We start from the raw sequence: 26,006 nt of genomic DNA, 5'->3' as shown, positions 1-26,006 counted from the left end.
AAGACTGCCTCGACTGCGCCGGTGGCCTCTACCTCGACACCCCCGCCTGACCGACCCCAACACCCCTCCACGAACTTCCGCGGAGCAGCACTAGTCCTCGGTCCGGCGTGCTAGGCCGCGCAGACGCTGCCGCGCCATGGGTATCCGCCCCGCAGCGAGGTCTGCCTCCACGCGAGCGAGGGTGCCCGGCCCACAAGCCAGCACCTTCCGAGAGCAGTACCCCCAACGCCGTTCGATCAACGTGGCGGAGCGTCCGGGACGCATGGGTCGAGGTCATACGATCGGCGGATGACTGATGGGGTAGTTGCCGAGTTGAAGGACGCCGAGTACCGCCGCGTCTGGGATCGCTTCTATGAGGAGTTCCGCTTCCGTCCGAGCGTGTATCCGGCCCACTGGCCAGCCATCATGGAGCCTGTGGACTCGGCCACCTGGAGCTTGAGGTCCCTCCCCGATGAGCCAGGCTATGAGCGTCTCGACCTTTTGGTCGAGGTCGTCAAACTAGGGTTGGCCTCGTCTGTCGGTCCCCATGGCCGATTGTTCGCCCTGGACTGGCAGCACCCGGCGTATCAGTTTTCGCCGCAGGACGTGGGTGGCCCCGAACAGCCGGATTGGCCACAGAGCCCCTATCCCAACGGCGACTACTTCATCTTTCTGTCCGAGGACTTCCGCGTCGGAAGCTTCGGACACCCCTGGGAAAACTCGCTGTGCCTCTTCGGGAAGCAACTGCTGGACGTCGTTTCAACCGACGTTGAGCAGATTCTCGGTGCACCTGTCCGACGTTCAGGACGACGTCTCTCCTCTCCGTAGGGAAGGTCCCTCAGCCTCGAGGATCAGTTGCTGAGGCTGACGGGTGCGACGCCTCCTGGTGAGGTGAGTCCCTGGGCGGTCAGCCTGCCTTGCCGTCCTGGGCGGTGTCGCCGCCGATCGACAACCGGTGTCGGGACTCACCGATAAAGCCATGCACCTGCAGGAACTCGAAGGCTGCGCAGAGATCTTTTAGTTCAGAGAAGGCAACGACCCGGACGTGGTGATCAGGCCCATCGAGGAGACCGGCGGCTGCCAACGCGTGGTCAAGACCTGGACGGCACAGGGCGAGGTCGAGGGACCGTAACCCTGAGCGTTCCGGAGCGCACGTGCGGTGCGGGAGCATGTGCGCCATGCCCAACACCTTGTGGACCCTTCTGGTGGCCGCCGTCACCGCCGTCGTGACCGCCATCGCAACCGGCCTGCTCGTCACCCCTCGGCTGGACGCCCGCAAGAAGCGGATCGGGGAGGCCCACGTCGCTCGCGACACCTTCAGCACCCACCTGATGACGGTCCTTTGGGCGTGCACACTCCTGCAGCAGCTCCCGGCCGACGATCCGGACTGGACGCCCGTGCTGCGGGAACGCCTGAAAGGCGAGCGGGAACGGTGGCTGCAGCAGATCGACGACGCCACTCGATGGATGTTCGACCACACCCCGGCGTACGCCGGCAGCTGGCCCGCCCGCCAGCTGATCGACTTCGCCGTCGCCTACGCGACCAACGCCCGGATGCTCGTGCTGTCGGAGCGCGAGGAGGCCACCGAGCTGGAGCTGCTGCTCGCACTGACCACCCCGGTCCAGCGCCAGTTCTTCACCTTCTGGTGGACCCGAGCGCGCCACTACTCCGCCGACCACCGGGCGTTCGCCGAGACCATCGCCCACCTCGCTCCGGAGCCGACCCCCGCACCGTAGGACCGGCCGCGCCCGGCACCCGGAAGCTACTGAATGCCCGTAATTATCCTGTGCGTTCGTTCCGGTCGCCCGGACTGCGCCCAAAGCGCCGTCGACTGCTGACGTGTCGCTCCGGCCGCGAACCGTCCGTCAAACGTCAGGATGTCCCTGACGAATTGCTACCGTCAGGGATAGCCTGACGACATGAGTGATGAAGAGAGCCTCGCCCCGCGGGTGGGCGTTACCACGTCCGAGTCGAGACCGGCGACGCTGCCTTCGCTCGACGAGGCGTACGTCGCCCACGCCGACGCCCTCAGCCGCCTCGCCGCCGACGCATTGCGTGACATCCCGCTGGAGCTACGCGCGCTCGACCGTGAGCACGGCGGCTTCCTGAGCGCGGCCCTGCACCTGCGTTACCTGGCCGACGTCCTGGTGGAGAAGGCCGTCATCGTCGAGAAAGAACGCGGCGCCAGCTGGACCGACATCGGCAACGCCGCGGGGATGACCAAGCAGTCCGCCCACGAGAAGTGGGGCACCGCGGTCGGAGCCTGGCCGGTGCTCAACCAACGCCGCCACCCCACCGAGTTCGGCTCCGCCCACCTCGCCCGCCGTATCGACGAGTGGTACGCCGAGCTGCACCCGGACGAGGAACACGCCATCACAGCCGGGCTCACGTCGACCGACCCCACGCGCGGTGTCGCCGAGGCCCAGACCGCCGCCGCCCACCGGGTCGCTGCCCGGCTGCTGTACGCCCGGCTGGACGAGCTGAAGAAGGAGAACACCGCGGCATTCAACGCCGCATTCGAGGCCACCCACGCCGCCGCCCGCCAGCGCTGGGCCGACACCCACACTGCCCAGGCCGAGGTCTACGAAGCCGTACAGTTCCTCGCCCTTGGCGGTGGTGCCGTCCTCGGCGATGGACTCGGTGAGCCCGGCGAGCCTCAAAACACACAGGTCAGTGCACCTGCCGCACAGGGACGGACGGTCCTGGACCACTCCGGATCGGCGCGCCATTGAGACCAGAAGTGAGACCGGACCGTCTCGCGCTCTCGCAGGGCCTCGGGGTCGGGGTGGGGAGCGCGCGTCGGGTTTCCGGACTGTCCGGACCAGGACCGGCTGCTCGCCGTACCGCCGCCGTCGCAGATGCGGCCGCCCGCGTGAGCGGACCGCACCACTCAGCCATGGCGGGTGGGGAGCAGCTGCTGCCGCGATGTGGCCCAGGCCGTCGTGGTCTCCGCGTCGGTGCACGTTTCGCCGGGGCTCAGGCGCGTGTCGTTCCAGCTCCGCTCACCGCAGAGGCGTCGGCGCGCCTAGCTCTCCTTGAGGAGCACGGCGAACCGCTCCAGGTACAGCGGCCAGCCCTCGTCCGAGCCCACCGCACCGGACACCGCCTCCCAGCCGGGGCCGTGCCGGTCGATGTGCCGGTGCTCCAGCTCCACCCGGGTACGGTCCGGGGTTTCGGCCACGAAGCGGACCTCGACCTCGCTGGCGTTCTCGGGATCCTGCTCGATCTGCCAGGTCGGACCGATGTCCCAGCTGAACACCATACGGTCCGGCGGCTCGTAGGCGAGCACCCGGGCCCAGCGGCACTCGCTGCCGTCGACCCCGCGGTCGTAGATGTGGCCGCCGACCCGGCCTTCGAAGACGGTCTCGGCGATGGGCGTGCCCAGCATGTTGTGCTCCGGCGGCTTGAAGTCGCCGAACCGCTGCGTGAACGCGGTGAAGGCCCGCTCGACCGGCGCGTCGACGACGATCTGTCGGCGCACCACGGCGGCTGGTGCCTGGCTCATGACTGCTCCTTGCGTTGTTCGCTCTCTTCGGCGACGTCCTGGTAGCCGGCCAACGCCCTGTTCCAGAAGGTGTCCAGCTGGTCGCGCAGGGCGGCCACGCCCGCCGGGTTGAGCCGGTAGATCCGGCGCGTGCCGGAACTCCGCTCCGCCACCAGACCGGCGTTTTTGAGCACCTTCAGATGCTGGGAGACCGCGGGCCGGCTGACCGGCAGCTCCTCGGCGAGCTCCCCGACCGCTCGCGGCCCCTCGGCCAGGCATTCCATGATTGCCCGGCGGGTGGGGTCCCCGAGGGCGCTCCAGGGGTCGTCACTTTCGTAAGTCGCCACGAACGGTAAGTCTAGACTTACGGATAACGCAAGGCAACCTGAACAGAGGGCTTTAGACAGAGACCAGCCACAGACAGTCGCCGAGACCGTGATGCCACCCACGCCCTGCTGCGGGAGAGCGCCACGGTCACCACAGAAGCGCTCGCGCGCACGCCGCCCAAGCGCCCCACCCCGCAGGTGTAACCCGCAGGCCGAGAACGTCAGGCAGCCGTGCCGAAGCCGGCGGCGGCCAGGTCCTGGTCGCGCAGCGGGGTGACGTCGACGTCGAGCTTGGGGTCGTACACCTCGGGCTGGATGCCGCCGGCCCGGCGACCGAGCTCTTGCCGGCGGCGCCGGAACTCCAACCATTCTCGGGCGACGTGAAGGGTGAGCTCGTCCATCGGGCGGGTGCGGCCGTCGATGGACAGGCGCCGATTGCCGATGTCGAGGTCGTCGAGCTGGAGGCGGCGGATCGCCGCAGATCGTGCCGCGTGGACGGCGGCGAGTGCGAGGATCAGCCGGTCGGCAGGATGGGTGACGGCGGCGACAGAACCGTTCATGTGCCCAGGGTCCAGAGGCGGGATGACGCCTTCCTCGCGCGGGCCGACCCGGATGCGGCTGGTTGGGTTCTTGAAGATGGTGCCGTTCTTCTTGGCCCGGCCGAACAGCGACCGCAGGGCGATGATCGTGGTCTGCCGCTGCGAGCCCTGCACGTTTTCGAGGTGGGCGAGCACGTCGTCGCGGGCAACCTTCCGCAGGTGGTCGTAAAGGTCGTGGTGGGCGTAGTACACGGCCATCTCGTGCAGCTCGTCCGGCAGCTGGCCGGTGTCGATCACGGCGCTGAGACGTTGTGCGGTGCGGCCGCGGTGCTCGTGCTGACGGCGCGCGAGCGTGCTCAGCAGCTTCGCGAGGGCGTCAGCGGCCGTCTGCACGCCGGTGGTCTCGCCGTCCGGGCCTGTGCGTACGGGCTGGACGAGGGGCTCCCAGACGGAGTCGCTGACGTAGGCGAAGGCCGCCTCGGTGAGCCAGCCGAGATCGAGGCGGAAGTCCCGGGCGAGAGGCAGGCCCTGGCGCAGGCATCCGACCAGCAGAGACCGGTCCCGCCCGGGACCGGCGGCCCACTGGTCACCGAGCGCTGTGAAGGCGCGCTGCGCGGCCGCGGTCCAATCGCCGGGTGAACAGCGGTCGTCTGTGTGGTCGTCGGCGGTGCGGATGGTGGAGCGGATCCGGGCATGCAGGTGGTAGCGCCACAGCCCGAAAGGGTTCTCCAGGACCGCTTGGGCTTGTAGAGGTCGCGGCAGACAGCCGGGCAAGCGTAAATCCATGGATAAGAAAACTGGCCACGAATTTCGCTGATCGTCCTGTCCTTTCCCGGCCGAGCGCGGCGAAGGGGTGAGGACATGATCTGCGATGACATACCTGCGCTGCGAGCAGTGCAAGCACGAGCACGCCCACGCGGCCGAGGGCGGCTCCGCGCGCTGCGAGAACTGCCCGAAGTGCGCGGCCGAACGCCGCGCCAAGGCTCAGTAGGTGAACGCGCCGACGCCCCGGCCGGAGGGATGGCCGGGGCGCCGTGTGCGCAATGCGTGACTCGAACCAACGGGCGCTGGGGGCCGCCCATGCCCGCCATGAGCCCGACGTGTCACCCGTCCCTCTTCGACAAGCTCACCGCGACGATCGCGCCAGCGGCAGCGATGACGACTGCGGCGATCAAGTGGAGGGGAGCCCCTGCACGACACGCTGACTCTTCGTGGAAAGCCGCGATGACGGCAGATCCGCACGAGGCGACCTCGACGCTGGAGTCGGTGGTGATGATGAAGCTCACCGGCAGCAGAGCGACGACGAGAGCCGCGGCGCCCGCGACTATGGCAACGATCTTGGCGCGGGTGCGAGGCGGCATCTGGGGTCCCCCTGTAGCGATCGGTGCCACCGGCGAGGGTGGTTGCGGCGATGCTATGCGAAAGCCGGCGCGGTATGCGGCGATCTGCGCCAAGGCTCAGTAGGTGAACGCGCCGACGCCCCGGCCGGGGGGATGGCCGGGGCGTTGTGTGCGCAATCCGTGACTCGAACCAGCGGGCGCTGGGAGCCGCCCCTGCCCGCCATGAGCCCGCCGTGTCATCCGTCCTTCTTCCACAAGCTCACCGCGGCGATCGCGCCAGCGGCAGCGATGACGACTGCGGCGATCAAGTAGAGGCCAGTCGCTGCACCACATGCTTGGTCGAACGCCACGATGAGGGCAGGTCCGCCGCACGAGACGGTCACGACGCCGTAGTTGCTGGTGTGGGTGAGGCTCACCGGCAGCAGAGCGACGACGAGAGCCGCGGCGCCGGCGGCTATGGCAACGATCTTGGCGCGGGTGCGAGGCGGCATCTGGGGTCCCCCTGTAGCGATCGGTGCCACCGGCGAGGGTGGTTGCGGCGATGCTATGCGAAAGCCGGCGCGGTATGCGGCGATCTGCGCCAAGGCTCAGCAGGTGAACGCGCCGACGCCGCGGCCGGGGGAGATGACCGGGGCGTTGTGTGCGCAATCCGTGACTCGAACCTGCGGGCGCGGAGGAACGCTGACCTACTGCACGTACGCAACGTAGCGGACTGGTGACTACGCGTGTGCGGTGAAGTGGAGAGCGGCATCCCTGCGCCAGCCGGCCGGGACCTTCAGAACGGCGTGTGGATGGCGTCGGTGATGGTCATGCCGACCGAGTAGGACAGCCACCGGCCGCGTTGGGCGAGCCAGGCCACGAACTCGTGGGTGCCACCGCCGGAGTCGGTACGGATCAGTGTCTGCCGTCCGCGCCGATACTTCTTGGGGAGCTGGGCGAGGGCCTGTTGGGCGGTGGTGATGTGGTCGGCGGCGGTGTTGCTGCCCGCGTTCCCGGGCCGCAGCAGGCCGGCGACCGGTTCCCCGCTCCCGCCGCTGCCGTGGTCGACGAATCCCATGAGGGGGTGATGTCCGAAGGTCTTCTTCCAGGGCGCGGTGGCGTCCTGCTTGTCGGAGTGGGCCAGCACGAGCACTCCGTCCAGGTCCACGATCACCTGCCCGCCCGCGTCCGGCGCCGATGGACCGGCCTACTTCCAGACGCGCTCACGTACTTCGCTCCGGGCCGAGCTGATCGCGGCCAGGGCCTTCGGTCCGGCCGAGGCGAGGGTGTCGATGAGGCGGGAGACCGTCGGGTCTGAGGCCACCGGACCGAACACGGCCGGCTCGGCCCGCAGCATGCCCACGTCGGCCAGGCAGTCCCCGCCAAGTGCGACCGCCAGGGCCACGTCCAGCAGGATCTTGCCCGGATCGTGCACCGCCCGAGGGCGTCGCCAGGGCGCGAGCGCCGTCGAGATCGCCCGGTCCAGCCCGGTCTTGTGGACGGTCTCGACCAGCAGTACACCCCCGGCCTGGGACACCACGGCCCGACCGCCGCCCTCGATGCGGACTCGCGGGTAGGACCCGATACGCCTACTCACCTGGAATGCGCCTCCGACCGGGGCGGGAACAGGGGACCTAGACAATCCTCATTGTCGCTGGTCAGAGGCCCTTTCTGTTTTCCTGACCACCCGTCGGACAGCCTGCTTCATGAGAGCGCGAGGCCAGGGTGGAGGAAGCGTCCGCGGGGAACCCGGTCCCACTCCTTACCGGGGGAGCGGTGGCCCCGGAGCCGTCGAGGCGTAGTGGTCAGGCGGACTCGCGGATTTCGAGTTCTGGGCGGGCGGCCGACAGGTTCAGGGGAGCCTCTCCGTGCAGGAGGTTCTCGATCGCGGCGGCGGCCGGATCCACGCTCCGCCCCCACCTCACCACGACCTACCTCGACCTCTCCCCCGCCGCAGACTCCGCGTCCCCGACGACATCGCCGTCATCGGCTCCGACAACCTCCCCCTTGTGCGCCGTGTCACATCGCTTGGTGTCACGTTTCGGCGGGCCCGCGGTGTCTTGGAGGCATGACTGAACACAGCTCACCAAACAACAAGGTTGTCGTGATCGGCGGTGGCTACGCCGGAACGCTCGCGGCCAACCGGCTGCGGATGCGTTCTGGCGTGGACATCACGTTGGTCAATCCCCGCCCGACGTTCGTCGACCGAATCCGGCTGCACCAGTTCGTCGCTGGCACCGGCGAGGCCGAGGTGGACTACGGCACGCTGCTCGGCGAGGAGGTCCGGTTGGTCGTCGACAGCGCCACGCGCATCGACACCGCCGCCCGCACGGTGGAGCTGGCGTCGGGGCGCGCGCTGGACTACGACTACGTCGTCTACGCGGTCGGCAGCACCGGGGCGACACCGTCAACGCCCGGCGCGGCCGATTTCGCTTTCTCCATCAGCGAGTTCGAGCTCGCCCAGCGGCTGCGCACCAGGCTGGACGAGGTGCCGCTCGACGCTCAGGTCACAGTCGTCGGCGGCGGGTTGACCGGCATCGAGCCCGCCGCCGAACTGGCCGAGCAAGGACGCACGGTCACGCTGATATGTGGCACAACCCTGGCGCCGACGTTCAGCGCGCCGGGTCGCCGGTCCATCGCCAAGTGGCTGTCCCGGCAAGGTGTCGCCGTGCTCGAGAATGACGGGGTGGCCGAGGTCCGGCCGGACGCGGTCGTCCTCGCGAGCGGTGTGGTGCGGTCGAGCGCACTCACCATCTGGGCGGCCGGGTTCGGCGTGCCCGAACTGGCCCGAGCCAGTGGGTTGAGCACCGACGTGCTCGGCCGGCTGCTCACCGACGAGACGCTGACCAGTGTCGACGACGACCGTGTCGTCGCGGCGGGCGACGCCGCGGCGCCGTCGGGCCAGCCGCTGCGGATGAGCTCCTACGCTGCCGGGCCACTGGGTGCGCAGGCCGTCAACACCGTGCTGAGTCGCATCGCCGGGACTGAGCCGGAGGTGCTCAGCATGGCCTTCTCGGGGGCGTGCGTCAGCCTGGGCCGGCGCAGCGCCGTCCGCCAACTCGCCGGCAAGGACGACAGCCCGGTGAACGTCTACATCGGCGGCCGCGCCGGCGCGGCAATCAAGGAGCTGACCTGCAAGTTCGGGGTGGGGAAGATTCGCCGCGAGGCCCGCAAGCCGGGTTCCCTGATCTGGCCCAGGGGCGGCCGCCGTCCCGAGCAGCCGGCTACCGCACCGCGGGGAGTCACGTCGCCGTGACCACCGACGAGCATGCCGAGCGGTTCACCCTGTTGCGGCCACTGCTGTTCACGATCGCCTACGAGATACTCGGCTCGGCAACCGAATCCGACGACGTGCTGCAGGACAGCTATCTGCGGTGGGCCGAAGTGGACCTCGCGACGGTGCGAGACACCAAGTCGTATCTGGCGCGGCTGGTGACCCGCCAGGCTCTCAACGCGTTGCGGGCGAGCGCACGCCGGCGCGAGGACTATGTCGGCCCGTGGCTGCCCGAGCCCGTGCTGCTCGACGAGAACGACGCGTCGGCCGACGTGGTGCTAGCCGAGTCCGTGTCCATGGCGATGCTTGTGGTGCTTGAAACACTCACACCCGACGAGCGTGTGGTGTTCGTGCTACGCGAGGTGTTCGGCTTCACCCATAACGACATCGCTGCCGCGGTGGGCAAATCCGTGGCGACGGTGCGGCAGGCGGCGCACCGCGCCCGCAAGCACGTGCAGGCGCGGCGCAGGCGCTTCGAACCCGCCGACACCGCGACGACCGCACGGATCACCGAGCAATTCATGACCGCGGCCACCACGGGTGACATGCAAGGGCTGCTCGCGCTGCTCGCGAAGGACGCCACCTTCACAGCCGACGGCGGCGGCAAAACCCCCGCGGCACGCCAGCCGGTGGTGGGCGCGGAGATGGTGGCCGCACGCCTCGTGAACCTCTTCCACAAGGGGCGGGCAGTACCGGGCCTGCGGATCGAGATGGTCAACTGCAACAACGCGCCCGCGCTGGTCGCCTACCGCAGCGACCACCTGGAGGGCGTATTCCTGATCGAGATCACCAACGACGAGATCACCAACATCTACGTCATTCGCAACCCGGACAAGCTCCTCACGTTGACGGTGCCACGCCAGCTCAGCCGGTAGCAGGAGCCGGCATCCCGTGGTCTCCGCGCCCCTTTCACCTGTCCGGCGACGCGGAAGAAATCGCACCATCACAAGATGGATGGACAGACGATGACGCAAGCACCGGAGTCGCCGCTGCAGATCCGGCGGGACGGGTTCCACCCGGTCGCCGAACTGGCGCGCGCACGCGATGACGAGGGCGTGGTGCGGGTGGCGACGCCTTACGGCATGCCCGGATACCGGGTCTGCCGTTATGAGGATGTTCGCCGGGTGCTGTCGGATCCGACCCGGTTCAGCCGTGCACAAGCGCCGTTTCCTGGGGAACCGCCGGCCATGTCGCCTTCGGTCACGGTGTCCACCACTGCCTCGGAGCGCCGCTGGCACGAATGGAGATGCGGATCGCCATCCCCGCCCTGCTGCGCCGCCTCCCCCGAACCTCGCCTGGCCGATCCGTACGAGCAAGTCGACTTCCGAGTCTTCAGCACCGTGTACGGCGTGCACTCACTGCGGGTGACCTGGCGAGTGGACGGCCATCTGAAGCCCCAACCAGCAATCGATTTGACAGGGAAACCGAGATGCAAACTCAAACGACCAACAGCCGACAGCGCGCAACCGGCGAGGAGTCAGCCGCCGCCGCACAAACCGACTGGAACCGGATCCGCCCCATCGCCTTCTGGTTCACCACCTTCGTCATCGTCTTCGAGTTGATAGCCGGATCAGCGTGGAACCTTCTGACGATCGACTGGATCGAAGCCCAGTTGGACCACCTCGGATACCCGGACTACTTCGCCTACATTCTGGGCGTGTGTCAGTTCGGTGCGGCCGTCACAATTACCGTGCCCGGGTTCCGGCTGATCAAGGAATGGGCGTACGCGGGTATCTTTTTCATGTGGTCAGGTGCCGTGGTGTCGCATCTGGCACTTGACGACGGTCTTGTGTCGTGGGGGCCGCCGCTGATGTTCCTGGCGTTCGCCGTCGCGTCGTGGGCACTGAGGCCGGCCGACCATCGACTCCTGGAGACGCGGCTCCGCCGGGACCGCCCTGCCGACGTCGGCCAGGACAGGACGGGCCGGCCGGAAACCCGTCCTAGCGCTTGGGCCGTTTCGATCGGGCTCGTCGTCGTCCTGTCTGCCGTCTCGCTCCTCGCGCTGCCCGCCGCAGAGGACATCACGGGCGAGTGGGCAGTCGAGCGCGGCTGGGTCGACGAACAGCGGCCTTGATCGTCTCTCGCCGACACCGGTGTGACGACGCAGCCGGCCAGCGTACGGCCCGCTCCCCGGCGACCCCCAGCGCTAGGAGTTGGGAAGGCGACACCCCCTGGCCCGGCCAGGGACCTCCGGCTGGTCCGGACGCTGCTCCAGGGTGCCCCTGGGAAGGTGACGCCGCGCCGATCACCGTGCACCGCCCCTCGGCCTCCGGGGGTCGGCAGGTGACCGTGCACCGGGCCGGGCACGACGAGATCCTCGGCCTGGCCCACTCCGACCACGACCTGATCGTCTGCCTCGAAGCCGCCGGCATCCTCGACGCCGCGAGAGTGATCGACGACCCGGCCTGGGTCGAATGGCGCGGCGGCTGCACCCACGAATGGAGCGCGGCCTGACACCCCTCACCAAGATCCTCAAGCCAGTTGCCAACAACTCCCGGAGCAGCCCGCCCGGGCCGGTGCACTCCGCGACCGCATCGCCGCGACCGTACGGACCCTGGCCACCCGCTACGAGGGTTGACCCTGGGCAGAGAGTTCTCCCGACCGGTGCACCGGCCGGCCGCACCCTCGCCCCCCAAGGCCCGCACACGGGTGTAGGTCCCAATGTGCTTCTTCACCTGAGAAGTGCAGCTTTCTTGACGACGACAAGACTCTGGACAAGTCGCATCGACTCAGGTCGACGGCACTCCTCATTGCTTGATCACACTTCGGACGGCCACGCTCGTGAAAGCGCGAGGTTAAGTCCACTGCTCGCCGAGCGCGTTGAAGGCTCGCTCGACGGCCTGCGCCCAGTCGTGCGGGGACCAGCGGTCATCGGCGTGGTCGCCGGCGTTGCGGATGGTGGAGCGGATCAGCCCATGGAGGTGGTACGGCCACAGGCCGAACGGGTCCTCGCGGATGAAGGGGCGCTCGATCAGCCGCATCGCGGGTGCCCGGTGGCTCGGGCTCGCGGCCCGGGTCGCCAGAGCCAGGTCGAAGCTGTCGAGCAGCGCGATCGAGCGCAGGACGTGCCGTTCGTCGGTGGTGAGGTCGCTGAGCGTGCGGGCGATCAGGGCGGGGAAGTCGTGGTCGAAGTCGGCCGGGCGCAGGCGCGACCGGTTGCCACGGCCGGTGCTGAAACGTGACCAGCGTCACGGTCCCGCTATATCGGTGAAGGGGGTGCCCCGGTCGGGATCTCGCCATTCGGCGCTGCGTTTTTACCCGCCAGAAGCACTCTGGACGTGCGGTCTTTCCCGCAGCGCTGACGGTCGCGATGATCGCGGACTCCGCTGTTCGGCGGTGAGGTGAAGGTGATGCCGCCGGGCGCTGCGCCGACCCGACGGCCCGGCCGTGGCCGATATCGCGCTGATCGCGCTCGGTGTCATCGGCCCCCTCGGCGACCTTCGTCGCCTGCTGTGAAACCGGGCATTCACGGTGTCGAGCGCCGTGATGAGCGGTGAGCGGCTGTTGGCTGGTTTTCGCCGATTCGTCAGGCCTTCCTCGTGCGGTCGAGGTGCTCGGCGGGGCTGGAGTTCCCCGTGGTGCGTAGTTGGCCGAAAGTGCACCTGAGGTGTACTGGTCAAGTCGCGGGAAGCCCTGCATGCTCTCTCTCGGCTCACCGCCGCCTCTGCACCCCCCAACCGCACGGGGCACAACTGGATATCCCGCGCACGACCCCCACATCAGGGACAGGACTGAGCGGATTGAGCGTCGGTACGGACCCCACTTCATCCGAGGAGAGTTCGTGGCTAGACGCGGAAATACCAGCTTCGGCAGACGACGGAGAACGGCGCTCGGCGCACTGACCACCGCGGTCATGGCGCTTCCCTTCGCGATCGGGGCCCAGCCGGCCCTGGCGCAGACCGACGACCCGCCCGCGCCCAGTGCCTTCACGGCCAAGAGCGAGGGCGAACTGCTCGACCAGTTCGCCAAGAGGGCCGACGGGGCCAAGGTCGCCTTCTGGGTCACGATGAAGGACTCGGCCGACCTGAGTGCGGCGAAGAAGGCGAAGTCCAAGACGGCCAAGGCGCGCGCGGTTCGCGCCGCCGAGACCGCTTTCGCCAAGGAGTCCCAGGCCGGGGTCATCGCCGACGCCAAGGCGGCAGGGGCGAAGTACAAGTCCTTCTGGATCTCCAACACGGTCAAGATCACCGGCACCGAGGCGCTCGCCGAGAAGCTCGCGGCGCGCTCCGACGTGGCGGCCCTGGAGGCCGACACCCCCGTCGAGATCCCCGACCCGATCGCCTCGGACACCGAGCCCCCGGTCAGCGGCGTCGAGTGGAACGTCGACCGGATCAACGCCCCGAAGGTCTGGCACGAGCTGGGTATCAAGGGCGAGGACATCGTTGTTGCCAACATCGACACCGGCGCCCAGTACGACCATCCGGCGCTCAAGGCCAAGTACCGCGGCCTGAAGCCGGACGGGACGTACGACCACAACTACAACTTCTTCGACCCGGCCAACGTCTGCGCGGGCGACACCCCCTGCGACAACCACGGGCACGGCACCCACACGATGGGCACCATGGTCGGCGACGACGGCGGCGCCAACCAGATCGGTGTGGCCCCGGCGGCCAAGTGGATCGCGGCCAAGGGCTGTGAGTCCGGCAGCTGCTCCCGTGACTCGCTGCTCGCCTCGGGCCAGTGGGTAGTCGCGCCCACCGACCTCACCGGCGCCAACCCCAGGCCGGAACTCGCCCCGGACGTCGTCAACAACTCCTGGGGCGCCAACGTCATCGACACCTGGTACAAGGACACCGTCCAGTCCTGGCGGAACGCGGGCATCTTCCCCGCCTTCTCCAACGGCAACGCGGGCCCGGGCTGCAACACCGCAGGCTCGCCGGGCGCGTACGTGAACTCGTACGCCAGCGGTGCCTTCGACGTGAACAACAACATCGCCTCCTTCTCCTCGCGCGGCACCGGTGAGAGCGGGACGATCAAGCCGAACATCGCGGCCCCCGGCGTCAACGTGCGCTCCTCCGTGGCCGGTGGCGGCTACGGATCCAACTCCGGCACCTCGATGGCCTCCCCGCACACCGCCGCCGCCGTCGCCCTGATGTGGTCGGCCTCGCCGGCCATCCGCGGCGACATCGCGGAGACGGAGAAGCTGCTCAACCAGACCGCCATCGACGTCGACGCCACCACCTGCGGCGGCACCGCGGCCAACAACAACGTCTTCGGCGAAGGCCGCCTGGACGCGTTCGCCGCGGTCAGCGCCACCCCGCGCGGCGCGCTCGGCGCCCTGGCGGGCAAGGTCACCTCGGGCGGCAACGCGCTGGCCGACGCCGCCGTCGCCCTCGACGGCCCGATGAAGACGACCAAGACCACCGGCAGCGACGGTTCCTTCACCTGGCCCAAGCTGATGGTCGGCGACTACAAGGTCACCGTCACCAAGTTCGGCTACCTCACCGGCACCGGTGACCTCACCGTCACCGAAGGACAGACCACCTCCCGGGACTTCACCGTGGACCCGGCTCCGTCGGCCGTCCTCAAGGGCAAGGTGTCCAGTGACGGGGGCCCGGAGGCGGGCGCGTCCCTGGTCGTCCAGGGCACCCCGGTCACGGCCACCGCGGCGGCTGACGGCGCGTACGAGATGACGCTGCCGGTCGGCACGTACAACGTGGCCGTCACCCCCACCGGCAAGTGCGCCTCGGCCACCAGCGTCACCGTCGAACTGGCCGCCGACAAGACGCAGGACATCCAACTGCCCAACCGCGCCGACGCGTTCGGCCACACCTGCCGTCTCTCGTCGGGCGGCGACTTCCCGACCGGTGAGACCAAGCTGACCCTGTCCAGCACCACCACCGCCCAGGCCAGGATCGACTTCCCGTTCCCGGTGCCGCTGTACGGCAAGGCGTACCGGGCGGCGACCGCCACCACCGAAGGCTCGCTGAACTTCGGGACCACCAGCACCAGCAGCCTCAACGGCAGCCTGCCCAGCACGTCGACACCGAACGGCTCGCTCTACCCGTTCTGGGACAACATGACGGTGGACGCGGAAGCCGGCATCTACTGGGCGGCCCGGGGCACCGCGCCGCACCGCCAGATCGTCGTCGAGTGGCGCAACGTGTACTTCTCCAGCGCCAGCGCCAACCGCGTCACCTTCGCCGCCGTGATCTCCGAGGACGGCTCGGTGTCCTACCACTACAAGGACATCGGCACCGGGACGTACGAGGGCGGTGAGGGCGCCACCATCGGTGTGGAGAACGAGACCGGCACCGAGGCCTTCCTGTACTCCTTGAACCAGAAGACCGTCACCGACGGCATGAGCATCGCCTTCCGCACCACCAAGAGCGGTGTGGTCACCGGCACGGTCACCGACGCCAACGACGGCATGGCCGTCGGGGGCGGCACCGTCACCGTCGCCAAGGACGGCGCAACCGTGGGCAGTGGCACCACCGCCGCCGACGGCCAGTACCTGGTGTCCGTCCCGGCGGGCACCGACGCTGCCGACCACGCGGTGTCCCTCACCGCCGCCCACTACTCCACAGTGAGCGCCACCCGCTCGGTGAAGGCGGGCGGCATCGAGGTCGCTGACGCGGTCCTCACGACCGGTGTGGTCTCGGCCGACACCGAGAAGTACGAGCTGGTCCTGCCGGCCGAGCAGTCCCGCATCCGCTCCCTGACCCTCGCCAACGCGGGTTCGGCGGCGCCCTACCAGGTCGCGGAGAAGGACGGCGCGGGCTGGGTGGAGTCCTCCGTGGCGAGCGGCTCCCTGAAGGCAGGCGCCAGCCAGAAGGTGACGCTCACCTTCGACACCACCGGCGCCACGCCGGGCTCGGTGCTCACCGGCACCCTCTTCGTGACCTCGGAGTCCGGTCGCAATCCGGTCGTCGAGATCCCGCTGAAGGTCGTCGTCCCCGCCTACCAGGCGGCGCTCGAAGCCGGAGCGGCCGCCCAGCAGGTGGACGCGCTGGGTGACACCTGGGCCGGCGACCAGGCGTACGCCGCTGGCTCGTACGGCTACCTCGGCAACAGCACCGCGCTGACCACCGGCAAGTCCATCGCGGGCACCGACGAGCAGCAGCTGTACCGCACCGCCCGCCAGGGCGCGTACGAGTACCGCTTCGACAACCTGCCCGACGGCGTCTACCAGGTCGAGCTGGGCTTCGCCGAGCTGACGGCCAAGGACCCGGCCAAGCGGGTCTTCGATGTGATGGCCGAGGGCACGGAGCGTGTCTCCAACCTCGACCTCGTGCTGGAGGCCGGCACCCTCACCGCCCACGACCGCACCTTCACGGTGACGGTCACCGACGGCCAGCTGAACCTGCGACTGGTCGCCGTCACGGGCAAGACCCTGGTCAACAAGGTCCGTATCTCGCACCGCCCGGACCTGAGCAGCTGACCGGAGCCCTGAGGGGCTGAGCACCACGCCAAGAGGGGCGGCGGTAACGGGCACGGTCCCGGACCGCCGCCTCACTGCGGCACCTCGGATGAGGGTTGCACCCACAGTTGCCTGCAGAGTTGTCTGCAGAGGGGCCCAAAGTTGTACCGGAGGTGTGGACCCCCATTTCGTGATCTTGAACGTCTTGCCTGGTCAGCCCTTGCGGGCAAGCCTTACTCGCACGACGACACCTCTAATTCGTTAGTAATTAGAGGTTCTGGATCTCTGATGGGCCAGGGGCGGTGTTGTCCAGCCGAGGGCAGGACGTGTGTGGTCCGGTCGGTGCCGTGGTGCCCCCTACGACACCTCCGACCGTGCGAGGTCTTTGTAAAGACTGGTGGCGCTGGGCGCCGGCCGGTCCTCGCACGTTCTGCCCCGGGGGCCCGTCGGGTTCGGGATCCTCGTTGGATGAGCTGCCGCACGGTGACGCGTTTTTCCTCACGAGCTTCGAGCTCTGGACGCGGCGTGCGCCCGTGCGGCCTTGCGGTGCCGCGCACGGCTGATGAGGTGGCGGGCCTTGGAGCCCTGGAATTAGTGCGCCGTGCGGCCCCGCGTGCTCGTCCTCGAGAACGGCACCGGAGAAGGGGCGGGATCCATGGACGTGTTCTGCGGGATCGACTGGGCGGAGGGACATCACGACGTCGCGCTCGTCGATGACACCGGCAAGCTGCTGGCCAAGTGCCGGATCAACGACGACCTGGACGGCTACCGGCTGCTGCTGGACATGCTGGCCGAGCACGGCGACACCGCTGAGACGCCGATCCCGGTGGCTATCGAGACCAGCCGCGGCCTGCTGGTCGCCACGCTGCGGCAGGGCCCCCGCAAGATCTACGCGGTCAACCCGATGGCTGCCTCCCGCTACCGCGACCGGCACGGAGTCAGCCGCAAGAAGTCGGACCCGGGCGACGCCCTGGTGCTCGCGAACATCATCCGCACCGATGCGCCGGTGCACCGCCCGTTGCCCGCCGACACAGACCTGGCCCAGGCCGTCGCTGTCCTGGCCCGCGCACAGCAGGACGCGGTCTGGAACCGGCTGCAGGTCGCCAATCAACTGCGGTCCCTGCTGAGGGAGTACTTCCCGGCGATGATCGAGGCGTTCAGGGACAAGCCGGGAACCCTGACCCGGCCCGATGCCCGCCGCATTCTCGCCGTCGCACCCACACCTGCTCTGGCGGCCAAGCTGCAGATGTGGAAGCTGACCGCCATGCTCCGGCGAGCCGGCCGCCGCCGGGGCATCGAAACGGACGCCGAACGAATCCAGCAGCTCTTCCGTCAGGAGGCCCCTCGGCAGCTGCCCCTCGTCGAAGACGCAATGGGCAAGCAGGCACGGGCCCTGCTCCTACAGCTCGACGCCGCCTGCGAGGCGGTCGATGACCTGGCGCGGGCCACCGAGGAGGCCTTTCGCTCACACCCGGACGCGGCGATCATGCTGAGCTTCCCCGGGATCGGCCCCCAGGTCGGTGCCCGCATCCTGGGCGAGATCGGCGACGACAGGAGCCGGTTCGCCACGGCCGGAGGGCTGAAGGCGTACGCCGGATCCGCCCCGATCACGCGGGCCTCGGGCAAACGACGCTACGTTGGACGCCGGTTCGTCAAGAACAACCGGCTCAACCACGTCGGCCACCTGTGGGCTTTCGCTTCCCTCAGCGGTTCATCCGGCGCGGACGCCCACTACCGGCGCCGCCGGGCAGGAGGGGACTGGCACATGCAAGCCCTGCGGCACCTGTTCAATCGGATGCTCGGCCAGCTCCACCACTGCCTCCTGGCACGCGTCCCCTTCGATGAAGCGGTCGCGTTTCCCCCTCCTGCTGCAGCAGGGTGATCACTGAGGCATCGGCCCATGACAGGCTGTCCCTTCTGAGCACGGAGGGGGAGCCATGGCAGAAGTCGGTGGATGGATCTGGGAGCGCAACCTGCGGTCGTTCCTGGAGTTGCTGTCGCACTACGTGGGCTACGGGTTCGATGCCACCGACTGGGAGACGGTGGCCCTGGCGGTCGAGGCGACCGACGACGAGCGGCCCGACGGCTGGTACTCGTATCCCTTGGTCGGCGAGCATCGACAGGTCGAGGTTCGGCTTGCCCGCGCGGTCGGCGGCGATGAGGTCAGGCTGGCCGTGAAGGGAACTCTGACGCCCGAACTGGAAGTCCGGGCGGACACCCTGCTGGCCGCCTTTGCAGCTGGATGACCAAGGTCAACTTGACCGGTTAGCCGCATGAGGTGTCCTTCTCCGCGACAGTCGGAGGAAGAGGATCTATGTTCTGACGGCCCGGCGCGGCCTTGCCCATGCCGAAAGCCTCATCCGCCCAGGTGGGAGCCGGGGTGCGGGATGCGCGGTTCTCGAGCACGGACGCTCGAATCCGTACTCTCGCGCGGCTGGCGATCACCCCGCCATGATGGCTGGTCGTGCTGCTGCGACTGGCTTACCTGACCGTGACAAACGCGTTCGCCGTGCTGCGCCTGCTGCCCATGAGCGAGCGGGACAAGGACACGGAGATCCTCGCCCTCCGGCATCAGATCACGGTGCTGGAGCGCCAACTCGATGGCGAGAAGGTTCGGTTCTCCCCGAGCGATCGCGCGTTCCTGGCGGCGTTGCTGTACCGCCTGCCCTCGGAGGTGCTGCGCAGGATACGGCTGGTGGTGCGTCCGGACATGGTGCTGCGCTGGCACCGCGATCTGGTCGCACGCCGCCACGCTGCGCGCTCCCGGCCCAAGCCACAACTCCCACCGGCCCCATCAAGGCATCGTCAACGCCCGCCCGCGACACCCCTTGCCGATGCCGGTCAGCGATCCGGAGCAGATCACCCACCTCGACATACGACGACGCCAACGACTCGGCGGCATCCTCCACGAGTACCAACACGCCGCCTGAACCGGACGAATGAGGTTTTCGGCAGGCGCAGGGTCCCCTTCGACAACAACACCAGTGAGCAGGCCATCCGTATGGCCAAGGTGCAGCAGAAGATCTCCGGCGGTTGGCGCACGATGCCCGGCGCCGAACGCTTCTTCGCCGTGCGCGGCTACCTGTCCACCGCCGCGAAACAGGGGAAGAACCTGTTCGATGTGAGCCTCTTCGACGGCCGAGGAGCCTGGATCCCCGTTCCAGCCTCACCACCAAACCAGTCACGCCGCCGATTGCAGTCAGGTTCCGTCCGAGGGAGGTCCGTTCATGCTGCCGAGGTCGCTGGCGGAGGCGAGCAAGCGTTCGCGAAGCCAGCGGTGTGCCGGGTCGGTCGTATGACGGGGATGCCAGTACATCGTCTCGTGGATGTCGGGCAGGGGGAGTGGCGGTGGCAGGAGGCGGATGCCGGTTGCCGCGGCGGCGAGCTGACGAGCCGCCCGCTCGAGGACGAGGCTGGCCAGAGATGTTCCTCGGATCAGGAAGGGCACGAGGAGGAAACTCTCCACAGTGAACTCGATCCGACGTGGGATGCCGAGCTGGGCGAGGCGCTGGTCGGCGAAGTCGAGTTGCCGGTCCGGTCCGATGCTGTACACGAGGTGCGGGAGACGCAGGTATTCGTCCAGCGTCATCTGCTGCGCCGAGCCGACCGGATTGGCGGCGTCGACCGCGCACAGCCATTGGTCGCTGAACAGTGGATACGACGGGAAGTCGGTGTCGCCGAGGAGCTCCTTTGGTTCGATGACGAGATCGGCCTCGTCGGTGTGCAGCAGTTGCCGTGGATCTCTCGATCTGGGGAGGACGTGAATCGTCACGCCTGGGGCTTCGGCGGCCGCCGCCCGGACGAAGGGGCTCAGCAATACCAACGTCGCGTAGTCGGACGCGCTGATGGAGAAGGTGCGCATGTCCGTGCTCGGGTCGAATTCGGGACGCTGCTCGATGGTCCGCTCGATCAGGTCGAGGATCTCCCGTACGGGTTGCACCAGCCGCTCCGCCTCGGCGGTGAGGGTGAATTCCCTGCCCCGCCGCACCAGGAGCGGGTCCCCGAACATCTTCCTGAGGCGGGCGAGTGACGAGCTGGTCGCGGGCTGACTGAGGCCGAGTCGTCGGCCCGCGCGGCTGACGTTGCGCTCGGCCAGCAAGGCATCCAGCGCCACGAGCAGATTCAGATCCACGTTCCGCAGGTTCATAATCCCTGACCAGCCCATATATTCGTGGTGGAAATACTGCAGATTCATTATATCTATTTGACGGATAAGTTGCGCAGTCATAGCGTCCGGATCGAGCGGTGCGGCTTTCACGGCCGAAACTGCGGCAGGTTTTCCCCTCCTTCGCGGTGGCAATTGTGCCGCCGCCGGTTTGGAGAGATCCGATGACCGAATCAGGAAATACCCCCGGCGACCTGTGCGGGGATGATGACGTGGGGGCCGACGTCGCACCGTGGGCGTTGGAGACGAAGGCGGATCCCGATACGTTCCGGGCGGCGATGGGCCGTGTGGTCGGCAGCGTGACCGTGGTCACCACGCGTCATGATGGTCGTCCCTGGGGCATGACCGTCAGCGCGTTCAGTTCGGTGTGCCTGGAGCCGCCGACGGTGCTGGTGTGTGTCAACCATCGCAGTGTCACCGCTGCGGACATCCACCGCGAGAGCCGTTTCGCGGTCAATCTGCTCAGCCAGGACCAAGTCTTCGTGTCACAGCTGTGCTCACGTCCCGGGGCTGTGAAATTCGTCGATGACTACGTCGTCGCAGGTAGCGAGCTGCCGGCCGAAGTGGCTTCGCCGGTGTTGCGGGATTCCCTGGTGACCTTCGACTGCGAGGCAGCCGAGGCACGGCCCGTGGGCAGCCACTTGGTCGTCTTGGGCAGGGTGCGCGCCGTCCTGGCGCCCGACTCCCGCTGGCCACTGCTGTTCGGGCAGGGGCGCTACCAACGCAGCGTGGACATCGAGGAGGTTGCGGCGATGACAGAGGCCATGGCATGAAGCTGACCGGTCTGCCGGCCCGCCTGTACGAGGCCTACAACCATCACGACCCGCTCGCCGCATCGCGACTCTATGACACCGGGGCCAGGCACGAGGAGATCGCGCAGGGCGGCTCTCGGCAGGGACCGGAGGCCATCGCCGACGGGCTGCGTCATTTCTTTCACTGGTTTCCCGACGCCCGCTGGGAACCGCAGACCCAGATCACCGATCCGGGCGGAGCGGTCGCGATCGCCTATCTGCTCACTGCGACGCTGCAGGCGCCGATGGGCCCCCTGGTCGCCCGAGGCCAGCGTCTGTCGCTGCGGGGCGTGCACGTGTTGCACCTGAGGGGAGATCTGATCCGCGGCAGCGAGGACTACTGGGACGCCGCCACCTTCCACCGTCAAATGAACCACCCCACCACGGGAGACACACTGTGAGGACCGGCAAGGAATACCTGGAGTCGCTGCGCGACGGCCGCAAGGTCTACGTCGGCGGCGAGCTCATCGAAGACGTCACCACGCACCCCAAGACCCGCGGATACGCCCAGGCGATCGCGGAGTACTACGACTTGCACCTGGACCCCGAGCACCAGGACATCACCACCTTCATCGACGAGAACGGCAAGCGCGAGTCGATGCACTGGTTCCTGCCGCGGTCGAAGGAGGACGCCGTCCGCCGCCGCAAGTACGCCGAGTTCCTGTTCCGGCACTTCAAGGGAGGCATCTTCACCCGTCCGCCGGCCGGAATGAACGTCGTCATGTTCACCCAGGTCGACGACCAGGAGCCGTGGGCCGAGAACTCCCGCTTCACCGGCCCCCGCCGCGACCTGACGGGCAACATCCAGCGCCAGTGGGAAGAGGTCACCTCGAAAGACCTCGCGATCTCGCCCATGTTCGTCGACGTGCAGTACGACCGCGGCCGCGAGGACGCGCTGGCCGAAACCCCCATGCTGAGCATCATCGAGGAGAACGACGAGGGCATCGTCGTCCGTGGCTGGAAGGCCATCGGCACCTCGATCCCCTTCGTCAACAACCTCCTGGTCGGCAACCTGTGGCGGCCGGGCCAGACGCCCGAACAGACCATTTACGCGATGGTGCCGGTGGCCACCCCGGGTGTGAGCGTGGTCGCCCGGGAATCGCGGGCCCAGCCCGACGCCGACCCCTACGACCGTCCGCTGGCCACCATCGGTGACGAGCTCGACGGGATGGTCTACTTCGACGACGTACTGATCCCCTGGTCGCAGGTCCAGCACATCGGCAACCCCGACCACTCCAAGTGGTACCCGCAGCGGCAGTTCGACTGGGTGCACCTGGAAACCCAGATCCGGCAGTGCATACACGCCGAACTCATGGTCGGTCTCGCGCTGCTGACCACTCAGGCCCTGGGTACCAGCCGCCAGCCGGTGGTACAGGCACAGCTCGCCGAACTCATCCGGTTCCGCGAGACCTGCCGCGCGTTCATGCTTGCGGCCGAGGAGACCGGTTTCGAGACCCCGGGTGGACTGTTCAAGCCGAACAACATCTACATCGACTTCGGCCGGGCCCACTACCTCGAGAACCAGCACGACATGGTCAACAAGCTGATCGACTTCTGCGGCCGCAGTGTGGTCATCCAGCCGACCAAGCGCGAGCTGGACGACCCCTACATCGGCCCCAAGCTCGAGCAGGCGCTGCGCGGTGCCGAGATCAGCGCCCGGGACCGGATCAAGATCTTCCGGCAGATCAGCGAGCGTTTCCTCACCGAGTGGGGCACGCGCCACGAGATGTTCGAGAAGTTCAACGGCACACCGCTGTACCTGATCAACATGCTCACCCTGCAGCGCACCGAGTACCAGGTCGACGGGCCGCTCACCCAACTGGCCCGCGACGTACTCGACTTCGGCGACACTGCGGAACTGGGCAAGCGGGCGCAGGAGGCGGAGAAGGCTTCGCACTACGCCAGCGTCCGCTTCCAGCCCGACTACGCCCGCGGCCAGGACGTCCACGAGGGCTACATCGGCAACCAGAGGAAGGAAGAGACTGGTCGGCTGTAAGACGCCGTGCCTCACCGACCGCTCCGGCCCGGGGTATCCGAGCCCCGGGCCGGACGCCCCAGCACCATCCGGAATGTTCTCGACTTTGTTGCAGGGGAGCTCATGGCAACAGACCGCAAGGTAATCGACGTGGCCGGGGAAATTGCCGCGGCCCAGCATCCGTCCGACCTGGCCGCTGACGAGGCTGCGGCATGAGGGACAAGGTGGTCGCCACGGCCGGGGAGGCGGTGGCCGATGTGCCGGATGGTGCGTCGCTGGCGGTGGGTGGTTTCGGGCTGAGTGGTGTGCCGAACGTGTTGATCAAGGCGCTGTACGAGCGGGGCGTGTCGGGCCTGTCGGTGGTCTCCAACAACTGCGGGGCGATGGAGTCGGGTCTGGCGGTGCTGCTGGCAGCGGGGCGGATCGCACGGGTGACCGGGTCCTACATCGGGGCGAACAAGGAGTTCGCGCGGCAGTATCTGGCCGGGGAGCTGGAGGTGGAGATGGTTCCGCAGGGCACGCTGGCCGAGCGACTGCGGGCCGGCGGGGCGGGCATTGCGGCTTTCTACACCCCGGCCGGGGTGGGCACGCAGGTTGCCGAGGGCGGGCTGCCCTGGCGCTACGACGGCTCCGGCGGGGTGGTGCTGGCCTCGCCGCCGAAGGAGGTGCGGGAGTTCGACGGCACCGAGTACGTGCTGGAGCGCGGTATCCGGACCGACTTCGCGCTGGTGCGGGCAGCGAGGGGCGACCGGCACGGGAATCTGGTGTTCAGCAGGTCCTCCCGGAACTTCAACCCGCTGGCGGCGATGGCGGGCGGGGTCACGGTCGCGGAGGTGGAGGAGCTGGTCGAGCCGGGTGAGCTGGATCCGGACGCGGTGCATCTGCCGGGGATCTTCGTACAGCGGGTCGTCGCCCTCACTCCTGAACAGGCGGCGGACAAGAAGATCGAGAAGAGGACGGTTCGCTGACCATGGCGTGGACGCGTGAAGAAATGGCGGCCCGTGCGGTGCGCGAGTTGAAGGACGGCCAGTACGTCAATCTGGGCATCGGGCTGCCGACCTTGATCCCCAACTGTCTGCCGGCGGGGGTGGAGGTGGTGCTGGAGTCGGAGAACGGCATCCTGGGCACCGGCCCCTACCCCACCGAGGAGCAGGTGGACCCCGACCTGATCAACGCCGGGAAGGAAACCGTGACGGTCCTGCCGGGCGCCTCCTTCTTCGACTCCGCGTTGTCCTTCAGCATGATCCGCGGTGGGCACATCGATGTCGCCGTGCTGGGCGCCATGCAGGTCTCCGAACACGGTGACCTGGCCAACTGGGCGATCCCCGGCAAGATGATCACAGGGATCGGCGGGGCGATGGACCTCGTCCATGGCGCCCGCACGGTCATCGTGGTGATGACGCACACCGCGAAGGACGGCTCGCCGAAGATCCTAAAGGAGTGTGGGCTGCCGCTGACCGGCAAGGGATGCGTCGACCGCATCATCTCCGACCTGGGCGTGCTCGACGTCACCGGCGACGGTCTGGTCCTCGTCGAGACCGCACCCGGCGTGACCGTCGACGAGATCACCGCCAAGACCGACGCCACTCTCACCGTCGCGGAGGACCTGCGGTGAAGACCGTCTGCATCGTCGATGCCGCACGCACCCCGATCGTCCGCTGCAACGGCGGCCTCGCAAGCGTCCGCCCCCTCGATCTCACCGCCCACGGTATCCGCTGACTCCTGGCGCATACGCCCGAGTTGGACTCGTCCCCGGATCGAGGACCTCTACTCCGGCAACGCCAACGGGGCGGGGGAGGAGAACCGCAACGTCGGCCGGCGTGTTCGGCTGATCGGATCTCCCGCAACACCGACCCTGACGGTTGTGACTTTGACTGAGGAGAGCTCATGGCAACCGATTTCACCGAGGAAACCGCCACCGATGCGGTGATCGAAAGCTTCCACGCGACCCCGGACCCACGCCTGCGAGAGGTCATGACCTCCCTTACCCGGCACCTTCACGCCTTCGTGCGGGACATACGGCCGAGCACCTCCGAGTGGCAGCAGGCGATCGACTTTCTGACCGCGACCGGCCAGATGTGTGATGACATTCGTCAGGAGTTCATCCTGCTCTCCGATGTCCTCGGCGTCTCGATGCTGGTGGAAGCCATCAACGACCGCAATACGCCCGCGGCGACCCCGGCGACCGTGCTCGGCCCCTTCCACGTTGTCGAATCCCCACCTCGCAGACTGGGGGACACCATCGACCTGATCGGCGGGGGCAAGCCGTGTGTGGTGACCGGACGCGTCCTCTCGCAGGACGGCTCACCGCTGCCGGGCGCGCTTGTCGACGTCTGGCAGGCCAACGAAGAGGGCTTCTACGACGTCCAGCAACCCGGCGTGCAGCCGCTCGGGAATGGGCGGGGGTTGTTCACCACCGATGAGCAGGGAGCCTTCTGGTTCCGCACGGTCGTTCCGAGCTACTACCCGATTCCGACCGACGGCCCGGTCGGGCGCATGCTCGACCGCACTGGTCGGCACCCCAACAGGCCCGCGCACATTCACTTCATCGCCGGCGCCGCGGGCCATACTCCGGTGACCACGCACGTCTTCGTCAAGGGCAGCCCGTATATCGAATCCGACGCGGTATTCGGTGTGAAAGAGACGCTGATCACAGACTTTGCACACACCGATGATCCGCAGCGGGCACGCAAGTTCGAGGTAACGAACCCGTTCGCCCACGCACAGGTGGACATCGTGCTGGAATCCGCATCCGGGGCGTGAGCGTGAGGAAGCAGGGTGCCGTGGGCGCGAA

The 26,006-nt window shown here is 68.1% G+C and carries 24 protein-coding genes and 4 pseudogenes; 18 read left to right on the top strand and 10 right to left on the bottom strand.

Going from position 1 to position 26,006, the window contains the following annotated elements:
* Nucleotides 1-111: 111 nt before the first annotated feature.
* Nucleotides 112-201: pseudogene (locus tag ACWCP0_RS34345) on the bottom strand (DUF6584 family protein); the annotation flags it as partial.
* Nucleotides 202-288: 87 nt separating this feature from the next.
* On the opposite strand from ACWCP0_RS34345, the gene ACWCP0_RS34340 reads away from it, so the two are divergent.
* Entirely contained in the window at nucleotides 289-807 is a 519-nt protein-coding gene (locus ACWCP0_RS34340; protein WP_451082665.1) for a DUF2716 domain-containing protein, read from the top strand.
* Between the two features lie 79 nt (nucleotides 808-886).
* On the opposite strand, the gene ACWCP0_RS34335 is transcribed toward ACWCP0_RS34340, so the two are convergent.
* The gene (locus ACWCP0_RS34335) at nucleotides 887-1,159 is read right to left on the bottom strand and encodes a hypothetical protein (RefSeq protein WP_451082664.1); all 273 of its coding nucleotides are present in this window, start codon (nucleotides 1,157-1,159) and stop codon (nucleotides 887-889) included.
* On the opposite strand from ACWCP0_RS34335, the gene ACWCP0_RS34330 reads away from it, so the two are divergent.
* The gene (locus tag ACWCP0_RS34330) at nucleotides 1,158-1,715 is read left to right on the top strand and encodes a hypothetical protein (RefSeq protein ID WP_451082663.1); all 558 of its coding nucleotides are present in this window, start codon (nucleotides 1,158-1,160) and stop codon (nucleotides 1,713-1,715) included. The two genes, ACWCP0_RS34335 and ACWCP0_RS34330, sit on opposite strands and share 2 nt — an antisense overlap.
* Before the next feature lie 183 nt (nucleotides 1,716-1,898).
* Nucleotides 1,899-2,711 (top strand): hypothetical protein, encoded by an 813-nt coding sequence (locus ACWCP0_RS34325; protein ID WP_451082662.1) that lies wholly within the window; start codon nucleotides 1,899-1,901, stop codon nucleotides 2,709-2,711.
* 293 nt (nucleotides 2,712-3,004) lie between these two features.
* Here ACWCP0_RS34325 and ACWCP0_RS34320 read toward each other — a convergent pair whose 3' ends face one another.
* From ACWCP0_RS34320 to ACWCP0_RS34295, 6 genes and pseudogenes are all read right to left on the bottom strand, one after another.
* Nucleotides 3,005-3,484, bottom strand: a complete 480-nt coding sequence (locus ACWCP0_RS34320) for an SRPBCC family protein (RefSeq protein ID WP_451082661.1) — start codon at nucleotides 3,482-3,484, stop codon at nucleotides 3,005-3,007.
* Nucleotides 3,481-3,810, bottom strand: a complete 330-nt coding sequence (locus ACWCP0_RS34315; protein ID WP_451082660.1) for an ArsR/SmtB family transcription factor — start codon at nucleotides 3,808-3,810, stop codon at nucleotides 3,481-3,483. The genes ACWCP0_RS34320 and ACWCP0_RS34315 overlap by 4 nt, the downstream gene beginning before the upstream one ends.
* A 200-nt stretch (nucleotides 3,811-4,010) precedes the next feature.
* The gene (locus ACWCP0_RS34310) at nucleotides 4,011-5,102 is read right to left on the bottom strand and encodes a hypothetical protein (protein WP_451082659.1); all 1,092 of its coding nucleotides are present in this window, start codon (nucleotides 5,100-5,102) and stop codon (nucleotides 4,011-4,013) included.
* 329 nt (nucleotides 5,103-5,431) lie between these two features.
* On the bottom strand, nucleotides 5,432-5,689 hold the full coding sequence (locus tag ACWCP0_RS34305) for a hypothetical protein (RefSeq protein WP_451082658.1): 258 nt from the start codon (nucleotides 5,687-5,689) through the stop codon (nucleotides 5,432-5,434).
* 215 nt (nucleotides 5,690-5,904) lie between these two features.
* The gene (locus ACWCP0_RS34300; RefSeq protein WP_451082657.1) at nucleotides 5,905-6,159 is read right to left on the bottom strand and encodes a hypothetical protein; all 255 of its coding nucleotides are present in this window, start codon (nucleotides 6,157-6,159) and stop codon (nucleotides 5,905-5,907) included.
* 296 nt (nucleotides 6,160-6,455) lie between these two features.
* Nucleotides 6,456-7,244: pseudogene (locus ACWCP0_RS34295) on the bottom strand (IS1380 family transposase); the annotation flags it as partial.
* Nucleotides 7,245-7,715: 471 nt separating this feature from the next.
* Between ACWCP0_RS34295 and ACWCP0_RS34290 the strand changes: the two are divergent.
* The 4 genes from ACWCP0_RS34290 to ACWCP0_RS34275 all read left to right on the top strand — a co-directional run bounded on the left by ACWCP0_RS34290 (nucleotide 7,716) and on the right by ACWCP0_RS34275 (nucleotide 11,375).
* Nucleotides 7,716-8,903, top strand: a complete 1,188-nt coding sequence (locus ACWCP0_RS34290) for an NAD(P)/FAD-dependent oxidoreductase (RefSeq protein WP_451082656.1) — start codon at nucleotides 7,716-7,718, stop codon at nucleotides 8,901-8,903.
* A complete protein-coding gene (locus ACWCP0_RS34285) occupies nucleotides 8,900-9,796 on the top strand; it encodes an RNA polymerase sigma-70 factor (protein WP_451082655.1) in 897 nt (298 codons plus the stop codon). The genes ACWCP0_RS34290 and ACWCP0_RS34285 overlap by 4 nt, the downstream gene beginning before the upstream one ends.
* Before the next feature lie 554 nt (nucleotides 9,797-10,350).
* On the top strand, nucleotides 10,351-10,995 hold the full coding sequence (locus ACWCP0_RS34280; RefSeq protein ID WP_451082654.1) for a DoxX family protein: 645 nt from the start codon (nucleotides 10,351-10,353) through the stop codon (nucleotides 10,993-10,995).
* A gap of 209 nt (nucleotides 10,996-11,204) precedes the next feature.
* Complete coding sequence (locus ACWCP0_RS34275; RefSeq protein ID WP_451082653.1) at nucleotides 11,205-11,375, top strand: hypothetical protein; 171 nt, start codon at nucleotides 11,205-11,207, stop codon at nucleotides 11,373-11,375.
* A gap of 341 nt (nucleotides 11,376-11,716) precedes the next feature.
* Here ACWCP0_RS34275 and ACWCP0_RS34270 read toward each other — a convergent pair whose 3' ends face one another.
* On the bottom strand, nucleotides 11,717-11,902 hold the full coding sequence (locus ACWCP0_RS34270; protein WP_451082652.1) for a hypothetical protein: 186 nt from the start codon (nucleotides 11,900-11,902) through the stop codon (nucleotides 11,717-11,719).
* Between the two features lie 800 nt (nucleotides 11,903-12,702).
* Here ACWCP0_RS34270 and ACWCP0_RS34265 point away from each other — a divergent pair.
* The 4 genes and pseudogenes from ACWCP0_RS34265 to ACWCP0_RS34250 all read left to right on the top strand — a co-directional run.
* Nucleotides 12,703-16,302: a S8 family serine peptidase gene (locus ACWCP0_RS34265; protein ID WP_451082651.1), complete on the top strand. Its 3,600-nt coding sequence runs from the start codon at nucleotides 12,703-12,705 to the stop codon at nucleotides 16,300-16,302.
* Nucleotides 16,303-16,936: 634 nt separating this feature from the next.
* Entirely contained in the window at nucleotides 16,937-18,163 is a 1,227-nt protein-coding gene (locus ACWCP0_RS34260) for an IS110 family transposase (RefSeq protein WP_451082650.1), read from the top strand.
* Nucleotides 18,164-18,218: 55 nt separating this feature from the next.
* Nucleotides 18,219-18,527: a hypothetical protein gene (locus tag ACWCP0_RS34255; protein WP_451082649.1), complete on the top strand. Its 309-nt coding sequence runs from the start codon at nucleotides 18,219-18,221 to the stop codon at nucleotides 18,525-18,527.
* 680 nt (nucleotides 18,528-19,207) lie between these two features.
* Nucleotides 19,208-19,327 (top strand): annotated as a pseudogene (locus ACWCP0_RS34250) (IS66 family transposase); the annotation flags it as partial.
* 153 nt (nucleotides 19,328-19,480) lie between these two features.
* Here ACWCP0_RS34250 and ACWCP0_RS34245 read toward each other — a convergent pair.
* The gene (locus ACWCP0_RS34245) at nucleotides 19,481-20,476 is read right to left on the bottom strand and encodes a LysR family transcriptional regulator (protein ID WP_451082648.1); all 996 of its coding nucleotides are present in this window, start codon (nucleotides 20,474-20,476) and stop codon (nucleotides 19,481-19,483) included.
* 134 nt (nucleotides 20,477-20,610) lie between these two features.
* Here ACWCP0_RS34245 and ACWCP0_RS34240 point away from each other — a divergent pair, with 134 nt between their 5' ends.
* The 7 genes and pseudogenes from ACWCP0_RS34240 (at nucleotide 20,611) to ACWCP0_RS34210 (ending at nucleotide 25,975) form a co-directional block, all read left to right on the top strand.
* Nucleotides 20,611-21,219 (top strand): flavin reductase family protein, encoded by a 609-nt coding sequence (locus ACWCP0_RS34240; protein WP_451082647.1) that lies wholly within the window; start codon nucleotides 20,611-20,613, stop codon nucleotides 21,217-21,219.
* Nucleotides 21,216-21,638: a nuclear transport factor 2 family protein gene (locus ACWCP0_RS34235; protein WP_451082646.1), complete on the top strand. Its 423-nt coding sequence runs from the start codon at nucleotides 21,216-21,218 to the stop codon at nucleotides 21,636-21,638. The genes ACWCP0_RS34240 and ACWCP0_RS34235 overlap by 4 nt, the downstream gene beginning before the upstream one ends.
* Nucleotides 21,635-23,233, top strand: coding sequence for a 4-hydroxyphenylacetate 3-hydroxylase family protein (locus tag ACWCP0_RS34230; RefSeq protein WP_451082645.1), 1,599 nt, complete (start codon nucleotides 21,635-21,637; stop codon nucleotides 23,231-23,233). Before ACWCP0_RS34235 ends, ACWCP0_RS34230 begins: the two co-directional genes overlap by 4 nt.
* A 191-nt stretch (nucleotides 23,234-23,424) precedes the next feature.
* Nucleotides 23,425-24,180 carry a CoA transferase subunit A gene (locus ACWCP0_RS34225; RefSeq protein WP_451082644.1) on the top strand — a complete coding sequence of 252 codons (756 nt, stop codon included), beginning with the start codon at nucleotides 23,425-23,427 and terminating at the stop codon, nucleotides 24,178-24,180.
* Between the two features lie 2 nt (nucleotides 24,181-24,182).
* Nucleotides 24,183-24,827 carry a CoA transferase subunit B gene (locus ACWCP0_RS34220; RefSeq protein WP_451082643.1) on the top strand — a complete coding sequence of 215 codons (645 nt, stop codon included), beginning with the start codon at nucleotides 24,183-24,185 and terminating at the stop codon, nucleotides 24,825-24,827.
* Nucleotides 24,824-25,076 (top strand): annotated as a pseudogene (locus tag ACWCP0_RS34215) (thiolase family protein); the annotation flags it as partial. The gene ACWCP0_RS34220 and the pseudogene ACWCP0_RS34215, both read left to right, overlap by 4 nt.
* A 23-nt stretch (nucleotides 25,077-25,099) precedes the next feature.
* Complete coding sequence (locus tag ACWCP0_RS34210; RefSeq protein ID WP_451082642.1) at nucleotides 25,100-25,975, top strand: dioxygenase family protein; 876 nt, start codon at nucleotides 25,100-25,102, stop codon at nucleotides 25,973-25,975.
* Nucleotides 25,976-26,006 lie beyond the last annotated feature (31 nt).

Source organism: Streptomyces sp. NPDC001970, from assembly GCF_053594115.1.
Note: the sequence above shows the minus strand (reverse complement) of the source record. Positions and strands in the feature narration are given on the sequence as shown.